Annotated in this window: 15 protein-coding genes; 3 read left to right on the top strand and 12 right to left on the bottom strand. The window is 49.0% G+C overall.

Going from position 1 to position 6,437, the window contains the following annotated elements; genetic code table 11:
* Positions 1 to 192: a hypothetical protein gene (locus tag NNO08_RS21105; RefSeq protein WP_271440846.1), complete on the top strand. Its 192-nt coding sequence runs from the start codon at positions 1 to 3 to the stop codon at positions 190 to 192.
* A 208-nt stretch (positions 193 to 400) separates the two neighbouring features.
* A complete protein-coding gene (locus NNO08_RS21110) occupies positions 401 to 1,027 on the top strand; it encodes a hypothetical protein (protein ID WP_271440847.1) in 627 nt (208 codons plus the stop codon).
* A 133-nt stretch (positions 1,028 to 1,160) separates the two neighbouring features.
* Here NNO08_RS21110 and NNO08_RS21115 read toward each other — a convergent pair whose 3' ends face one another.
* Entirely contained in the window at positions 1,161 to 1,385 is a 225-nt protein-coding gene (locus NNO08_RS21115; protein WP_271440848.1) for a hypothetical protein, read from the bottom strand.
* Between the two features lie 119 nt (positions 1,386 to 1,504).
* Positions 1,505 to 1,675: a hypothetical protein gene (locus NNO08_RS21120; RefSeq protein WP_271440849.1), complete on the bottom strand. Its 171-nt coding sequence runs from the start codon at positions 1,673 to 1,675 to the stop codon at positions 1,505 to 1,507.
* Between NNO08_RS21120 and NNO08_RS21125 the strand changes: the two genes are divergently transcribed.
* A complete protein-coding gene (locus NNO08_RS21125; RefSeq protein ID WP_071684699.1) occupies positions 1,654 to 1,866 on the top strand; it encodes a KTSC domain-containing protein in 213 nt (70 codons plus the stop codon). The genes NNO08_RS21120 and NNO08_RS21125 overlap by 22 nt on opposite strands.
* Here the strand turns inward: NNO08_RS21125 and NNO08_RS21130 are convergent, their stop codons facing one another.
* The 10 genes from NNO08_RS21130 to NNO08_RS21175 form a co-directional block, all read right to left on the bottom strand.
* On the bottom strand, positions 1,867 to 2,403 hold the full coding sequence (locus NNO08_RS21130; RefSeq protein WP_271440850.1) for a DUF2514 domain-containing protein: 537 nt from the start codon (positions 2,401 to 2,403) through the stop codon (positions 1,867 to 1,869). It abuts the gene before it with no gap.
* Positions 2,400 to 2,948 carry a lysozyme gene (locus NNO08_RS21135; protein WP_271440851.1) on the bottom strand — a complete coding sequence of 183 codons (549 nt, stop codon included), beginning with the start codon at positions 2,946 to 2,948 and terminating at the stop codon, positions 2,400 to 2,402. Before NNO08_RS21135 ends, NNO08_RS21130 begins: the two co-directional genes overlap by 4 nt.
* A complete protein-coding gene (locus NNO08_RS21140) occupies positions 2,920 to 3,198 on the bottom strand; it encodes a phage holin (RefSeq protein WP_001568784.1) in 279 nt (92 codons plus the stop codon). The genes NNO08_RS21135 and NNO08_RS21140 overlap by 29 nt, the downstream gene beginning before the upstream one ends.
* A gap of 157 nt (positions 3,199 to 3,355) precedes the next feature.
* A complete protein-coding gene (locus NNO08_RS21145; protein WP_271440852.1) occupies positions 3,356 to 3,544 on the bottom strand; it encodes a hypothetical protein in 189 nt (62 codons plus the stop codon).
* A gap of 176 nt (positions 3,545 to 3,720) precedes the next feature.
* On the bottom strand, positions 3,721 to 4,410 hold the full coding sequence (locus NNO08_RS21150; RefSeq protein WP_271440853.1) for a bacteriophage antitermination protein Q: 690 nt from the start codon (positions 4,408 to 4,410) through the stop codon (positions 3,721 to 3,723).
* On the bottom strand, positions 4,407 to 4,544 hold the full coding sequence (locus tag NNO08_RS21155; RefSeq protein ID WP_016156248.1) for a YlcG family protein: 138 nt from the start codon (positions 4,542 to 4,544) through the stop codon (positions 4,407 to 4,409). Before NNO08_RS21155 ends, NNO08_RS21150 begins: the two co-directional genes overlap by 4 nt.
* Positions 4,541 to 5,149: a recombination protein NinG gene (locus NNO08_RS21160; RefSeq protein WP_271440854.1), complete on the bottom strand. Its 609-nt coding sequence runs from the start codon at positions 5,147 to 5,149 to the stop codon at positions 4,541 to 4,543. Before NNO08_RS21160 ends, NNO08_RS21155 begins: the two co-directional genes overlap by 4 nt.
* A 2-nt stretch (positions 5,150 to 5,151) precedes the next feature.
* Positions 5,152 to 5,358 (bottom strand): hypothetical protein, encoded by a 207-nt coding sequence (locus tag NNO08_RS21165; protein ID WP_271440855.1) that lies wholly within the window; start codon positions 5,356 to 5,358, stop codon positions 5,152 to 5,154.
* Positions 5,358 to 5,957, bottom strand: a complete 600-nt coding sequence (locus NNO08_RS21170; RefSeq protein ID WP_271440895.1) for a DUF1367 family protein — start codon at positions 5,955 to 5,957, stop codon at positions 5,358 to 5,360. Before NNO08_RS21170 ends, NNO08_RS21165 begins: the two co-directional genes overlap by 1 nt.
* A 96-nt stretch (positions 5,958 to 6,053) precedes the next feature.
* Positions 6,054 to 6,254, bottom strand: coding sequence for a hypothetical protein (locus NNO08_RS21175; protein WP_075847211.1), 201 nt, complete (start codon positions 6,252 to 6,254; stop codon positions 6,054 to 6,056).
* Between the last annotated feature and the right edge of the window lie 183 nt (positions 6,255 to 6,437).

Consider the following 6,437-nt stretch of genomic DNA (forward strand, 5'->3'; position numbering starts at 1 on the left):
ATGGTTAGAGTTGAATTCAACAAAATCACATACGACATCGGCTATGAAAATGGTATTTACTTCGCAAGATCATCTGCAGGACCATCCCCGATAGGAAAAACAATTGATGAGTTAAGCGATGGTTTGTCTGCGTGTACTGGTGCAAAAAAAAGCGATCTGATTAGATACCTTAAGGAAATTCTATCTCAATAATTTTAAAGGGCGCGATCACAGCTGCGCCCTTCTCATCATTTTAACCCACAGAATTATCAAGTAATATACAACGTCTTCGCTTGATTCCAATGCTGTTAGGAAATTACTGATTCAGCATGCTCGGCAAGGAACTGGTTTTGCAAAGCTCCCCAGTCCGGTTTTGCCATGTATAATCCTTGCTACTATTTTGAATAAATTAAGGGATACGATGATTCAGGAATTGCTATTCCAAGCGATCAAACATGAAAGGATGCAAAAAAAACTGAATGAGTTGAATGCTCACTTTTACAACCGGAAGCATGAGACTCAGATTCGAGACGAGCTGGTCGTTATCATCAATCAGATGAATTCAGTGATTGCTATTAGTGAACATCCGAAACTAAGGATCGGTGCTGTTGACTTATCAATCTACAATCCAACACGACAGGGCAATGAGGAAAGTGACTGCATCGCCACCATAGAACTGAAACACCACTATCCGCGAGATTTGCTTCTTGAACAGGTGCAAAGAGGCATCCTATCCGACCTCTCAAGGAAAGTTGTTTCACCAACCTCTCACTTTATTCATGTAATCCAACAAAGAACAGTTCTCCCTTGCCCATTAATTGGGAAAGTAAAGTTTCTCGAAAGAAACGCCGACGACATATCCTTTTATGTTGAAACGTTGGAAAACCTGCCATCTTTCCCGCCAAGTTTTCAGAAAAAGACCGTCTGCATTGATGTTCCGGGAATAGTGAGATCGACATATACTTTCAACATTTACGCCTTGCCAGTCAAACAGACCTCCAGTCTTGAGATGAAAAGATCCACAAACTCTATGTCTGAACAGATTTAATAAATCCTGGCTGATCAATAGCACCTCTTTTTTACTCCATTACGATTGGTCTGCCCATGGTGATGGCAATAAAAAGCCACTCGAAAGTGGCCTTTGTGATGGTCATATAACAACATCCCCTCATAAGGGGGAATTATTCACTTTCAAGGTCTAATGCATCCTGAATTGCATCTGCTAGCTCAGACACTTTACTAGCCGCAAAGTCTAAATCTTGATACATCGTCCCACCTGATGAGTCCCCTGACGCCGAAGAAGCCGATGCCTTAGCTATCTCCAGTGCAGCCTTAACCGCAAGTAAGCGTTGATGCTCTTCTCTCGAAACCCCAGGGTCAGTCAGACCAAAATATCCATCAAGCATTTCATTCTCCTTTTACCACAGCCTATCTGTGTCTATTAGAAGATTGGGGCCAAGTTTAAAAATATCAACTGCGGCAATACATTATCGAAGCCCCTCTGTGAAGAACTTCTGTAATGCGGTCAGGCCTGCGCTTTACTGGCAAGCTCAACCAAATCTTTGAAGTCCTGGCACATATCCAGTCGATGACCATGATCGTCGACAAAGTTATACCCTTTGAATAGCTCTACGATTTCCTCGGGACCTTTCCCATTCAAACGAGGAAACCGCTTTGATTCGTCAACCTGTTTCATCTTCTAATCTCCAGTCAGTAGGATATGATCCCGCTACAAACGTTCTTGAAATTGCCTTTCATGGTGGCGGCATTTATCAGTATTCAGGTGTTCCATCGACAGTACATCTGGGCCTGCTTTCAGCCGGGTCAAAAGGCGTTTACTTTCACCAACACATCAAAAATGTTTACGGCTACCGCAAGGTAGGCTAATCATCTGCGGGGATTCGTCCCCGCTTTTTGCCAGTTCCCGTTATTTGACTCTCTCACCGAGTCGTAAATACGCTCACATGTCATTCCTGCCCGGTAGCTTTCGTCAGCTCGCTCAGCATAATATCGAACTTCTTCTGCAAGGCTTCCGAGCATGTTGGCAAGCATTGTAGGGTCGGCCATGGCTGTTTTGCTTCTGACGGCAGCGGCAAGATCTGCGGTGTGCTTTGCGGCGTCCAGGCGGGCGGCAAGCTTTGTTGCTTCGGTGCGCAGCTGGCTAACAGTAGCAGACAGACCAGCAGCAGTGGCAGCTGATTTAGCCGCTTGTGCTTGTGCATCTTTTACAGCCTCATCACGGGCAATAATACGCCCTTGTTCAATCATGCGGGCTGCGGTCTGTGCGTTCGCTGTTTGCGATGATTCTACGCTGTCACGCTCGGCCCACTTCTTTTCCCAACCGCGGCTGCTCCATACATTCCCAGCAATGAATGCAACGGACACCAGCAGCAAAATGGCAATAAACCGATAGCGCAGGCTCACTGGTCTATCCCCCAGCACGTCAAAGCGCTTTCTTGGTCTCGTCTTTCTACCTGCCCATAGCAGCCATTTTTCTGGCCTTTGGTCAGGCGACAGTCTCGGCCACCGTCTTTAATCCACCAGCGGATCGCTTCACAGGCGCCTTCACGGTCGCCAGCATTTATTCGCTTATAAAACGTAGACGGGAAACATTTACCGGGGCCGATGTTGTAGGGACAAAAAGACGCGATCCCGGCTTTCTGTGGTTCTGTCAGTGGTACCTTGATATTGCGGTCCACCCAGGCCAGCGCTTTATCGCGTTCAATGGCGTTTACCTGGGCGCATTTCTCAGCTGACAGCTTCATGCCCTGCACTACCGGCTTGCCATCAACCATCGTGGCGCCACGGCAAATTGTCCAGATTCCTCCGCCGTCGCGATACGCCGTCAGACTATTACCCTCTTTCTCATCCAGAAACTGATCGAGAATAACGGGTGCGGAAGCCCCGGCAAGAATCAAACCAACGACCGCTGCGCTCAGTTTATTCTTCAGCTTTGGTGGCATAGCCATTGCGCCGATCCTCCCGTTCTTTCCAGCGGAAATACCAGTTCACTGCACAGGTGATAACAGTGCATGCGATACCGACAATAATTGCCCAGTCGCTCAGGCTTAACCCTGCAATTCTGTCGGCCAACATCCAGGACACCTCTTTTGCTGTTTTAGCTGTTTCGGCATATGCCTTCGCTGATACACCGCAGCCGGTCAGCGTGGTTCCTGTTCCATATGAAAGTCTGCTGTAAATGGTGCTCATTCTGGTCATAGCCTCACCTCCGATTTTTCGGATGGCGCTGTGTGTGTATGAAAAGGGTCAGGCTTCACGGGCTGAATTTATCAACAAAGCACGTAGCGGATGATTCCCGTGAGCCTGAAATGAAAAATCCCCGGCGGGAAGCCAGGGATTGGATGTTTGGTATTTTTTATTGCGGTGGCTGCAATGGTCCTTCGAGAACCTCAGCTTCCCCGTTATGGCAGATGTCGTCGCCTCTGGTTAGATGCCAGACTCCAGTGATCATTTTACCTGTCTCCAGGTCTTCAAAAATCTCATTGGTAAAATATGCCACCTGAGCAGTCCCGTTAAACTGGATCCAGTAAAACCCGTTATCCATATCCCCTCCTATATGTATGGGGGAATTATACGGGGCTGGTCTCAGAGTGGTTTTAGAAATTCTTAAATCGCTATAAAGCAAAAAGCCCAAGGCGTTAACCTCAGGCTCGAAAACTCATTTACTGCCAGTGCATACAACAATGGCACAATATCAGATTTACACGAAATATATCCATTTCAGTTCGGTTTTGCAAGACTTACATCCAAATTTGTCGCCTTTTGTTGTGAACGTGATCGCGTTACTGATATCAGAGCGCCGCTATCGAGCCGCGTAAAGATGCTACGCATTGCCAGCCAGTGTGGGAGATAGGTTTCTGTCCAGGTCGACTTAGCCACGCCAACCAGCTCCGCCAACTTTTGGTATTCATACACCTCACTCCCGGCCAGATCTGCTTTAACATCCTGCGCAGCCAGCCAGATTAAGGCTTTCAACCTGTCCATCGTTTTTCCGGCCACTTTCTTGGTGCCCATTTGAGCCCTGAACTCGCCCCATGCCCACTGAGTAATCAGCACCTGATTCTCCCACTGCACATTCTCGCTGTAGTTCCATAGAAGCCAGGCCTTCTGGTGCTCTTCGAGCGCCATCAGCGCACGGCGCCACGATGCGGTGGAGTATTCAACCGGCTGCACCAGCGGAATATGCGAACCCTTGGCATGCGATTGCTTGCCGGGGATTGGTGGGTTATCCAGTGTTATCATTTCCCCGGTCACTTCATCCAGCACTCGAGGCTTTTTACGTTTAAACGTTCCAGTATCGAACTGCGCGTTCTCCAACCAGGCCATTAACTGCCCTTTCGTAGCACCACTTAAATCAGCGGTGGCCACCATCAGCTGCTGGCGCACGTATTCGAGAAATTGAGTGTTCATACAGCACCGCCTATGGTTTTGATATAATTCTTCAGTATTCGGTAGTCCGTCAGCACAGAGCCGGGAAAGTGATATAAGCGCAATCGTTGCCAACGAACGCGGAGGTGATCAGCAAAATAGGATTCAAATGTCATGCGGCCTCCCTGCTCTTAATTAATCCACGACGAAGTGCGCTGTAGCGCTTCCTGATGGCTTCGAGTTCTTCGATTGTGTATCGGTGCGGAAAGTTGTTGTTTTCGAGCGCCTCGACGCGAACAGAGCCGATTTTCTCGATAAGCCCAAGACGGTACTGCTGCTGATTTCCCGACAGCTGAACGTTACAGTGGTGACACTGTTTATTAATATTGTCTTCGTGATAGCGGAGATGTGATGCCTTACCGCGTGAGCGGTAGTGACCTGCTTCCCACTGGACGGTGTCGAACGTCCCACAACTGATGCATGGCAAATCATGGTCACGCTCGCGAATATAGTCATTGACGACGCGCTGGGTTAAATCCTCCCAGTGCTTCAGCGGCTTAGCAGCTGCTTTCCGTTTCCGCCAAGTGGCGCGTTCTTTTTTCTCAGCATTGCGCTGCCGGGCAAGCTCTTTACGCTGTAAGGCTTCCCGAGCTTTTCTGGTCTGTTCTTTGCCGACGACGCTGGCACACCCGAAGGAGCACACCAACTGCCCGTTACGCGCAGGGTGAAACCACTGCCGGCATTCTTTGTTCGCGCACTTACGGCGCGGCAATTTAGCCATGATCACCCCCACACCTTGCTTTGCCAGACACGGCTTGGGCGCGGCGCCCTCTCGCTTTCCGGCAGCTGCGCGCTGATAGTCCAGGTGATGTTGTCGTGGTTAAGACTGCGCTCAACCTTTACGCCACGGCGGCGGTAATTAGCCACCAGCTCGTCTGCCTGTTCGGTTGTGCATTCGTGATGGTGGAACCAGGAATATTTCATCGCCATCACCCCGCAAAACTCATGAGCTGAGCGGCGGCGTTCTCGGCTTCACGCTGGTCCTTGAAAGCCCGGGACAATACCCAGCGCCACAGAACATCGAACGCAGCTTTGTACAGCTGCTGGAACTCGGTTTCGTCCATGTTGGCAAAGGCAATGCTGCGTGGATGTTTGCGAAGGGTACCGTCAGGTAGCTGAATAGCGTCGTAGTGGCCAGACTCGACGATCACCCATGCACGGTATGCGTCATAGGATTTGCAGATACTGATGCTACCTGCGCGCTTATCGGCGATGCGGTCCAGATACTGTTCAGCCGCATCCAGGAGTGCAGCTTCACTTCCCGCGAAAGAGGCAAGGAATTTAGCGTACCCGGTCACCAATTTACGTTCGTTGGAAGAGATCGCCCCGCCAGTAGGTTCCCAGTATTCAAATCCGAGATTGAGTAATGCGAAGAAGCGACGGTGAAAAGCCGGGTTGCGTACCTGCCGGAACTCAGCCACCAGCACGGCACCGAGTTTGATTTTCGATTGCAGTAAATCGCTGGTCTCCGGCGTAGCGGGGATCAGGATTCCTGATGACTGCTTGATTAGTTGTAACTGCGCCATGATGCTCTCCGTGGCGCATAAGGTTGTCAGTTGCTCAGGCTGACACTGACATTATGTACAGTTGATAATGGAAAATCAATGCAAGAAAAAACCGCAGTATCAGGCTGGTTCAGTCCCTGTCGAATTGGTTTTATGATGCAATGGACGCTCCAGCCAGACAATCCATGCTACAGCCGCCTCCCATGATATATATCCATTACCGCCATTTTTCGCTCTGCGGAGATCAACTGCATCACCAAACCTTTCAATGATGAATTTTTCAAATTCTATACGTTTTTCTTCGTCGTTCGTTGAATCCATGCATTCCCCAGTTGCGTCCGACTAATCGCTCTTATTGCATAAAAAATAGCATATTCAATAGAGAGTGAAAAACCCGCCGTAGCGGGTTTAAATAGAGAAATTGATTACTATGATGTAACCCTAAAGTTCTATGAAACTCTTCTATATCACCCGAACCACAGCCTTTTCATTTCTCCACGGCAG

This window comes from Citrobacter sp. Igbk 17, assembly GCF_028069775.1.
Taxonomy (GTDB): Bacteria; Pseudomonadota; Gammaproteobacteria; order Enterobacterales; family Enterobacteriaceae; genus Citrobacter.

Bases quoted from the DNA above. Each gene is read 5' to 3' on its own strand.
- NNO08_RS21110 (WP_271440847.1), top strand. From the start codon at position 401: ATGATTCAGGAATTGCTATTCCAAGCGATCAAACATGAAAGGATGCAA.
- NNO08_RS21175 (WP_075847211.1), bottom strand. From the start codon at position 6,254: ATGGATTCAACGAACGACGAAGAAAAACGTATAGAATTTGAAAAATTC.
- NNO08_RS21155 (WP_016156248.1), bottom strand. From the start codon at position 4,544: ATGACATTTGAATCCTATTTTGCTGATCACCTCCGCGTTCGTTGGCAA.
- NNO08_RS21135 (WP_271440851.1), bottom strand. From the start codon at position 2,948: ATGGCTATGCCACCAAAGCTGAAGAATAAACTGAGCGCAGCGGTCGTT.
- NNO08_RS21145 (WP_271440852.1), bottom strand. From the start codon at position 3,544: ATGGATAACGGGTTTTACTGGATCCAGTTTAACGGGACTGCTCAGGTG.
- NNO08_RS21165 (WP_271440855.1), bottom strand. From the start codon at position 5,358: ATGGCGATGAAATATTCCTGGTTCCACCATCACGAATGCACAACCGAA.
- NNO08_RS21140 (WP_001568784.1), bottom strand. From the start codon at position 3,198: ATGACCAGAATGAGCACCATTTACAGCAGACTTTCATATGGAACAGGA.
- NNO08_RS21120 (WP_271440849.1), bottom strand. From the start codon at position 1,675: ATGAAACAGGTTGACGAATCAAAGCGGTTTCCTCGTTTGAATGGGAAA.
- NNO08_RS21115 (WP_271440848.1), bottom strand. From the start codon at position 1,385: ATGCTTGATGGATATTTTGGTCTGACTGACCCTGGGGTTTCGAGAGAA.
- NNO08_RS21105 (WP_271440846.1), top strand. From the start codon at position 1: ATGGTTAGAGTTGAATTCAACAAAATCACATACGACATCGGCTATGAA.
- NNO08_RS21160 (WP_271440854.1), bottom strand. From the start codon at position 5,149: ATGGCTAAATTGCCGCGCCGTAAGTGCGCGAACAAAGAATGCCGGCAG.
- NNO08_RS21150 (WP_271440853.1), bottom strand. From the start codon at position 4,410: ATGAACACTCAATTTCTCGAATACGTGCGCCAGCAGCTGATGGTGGCC.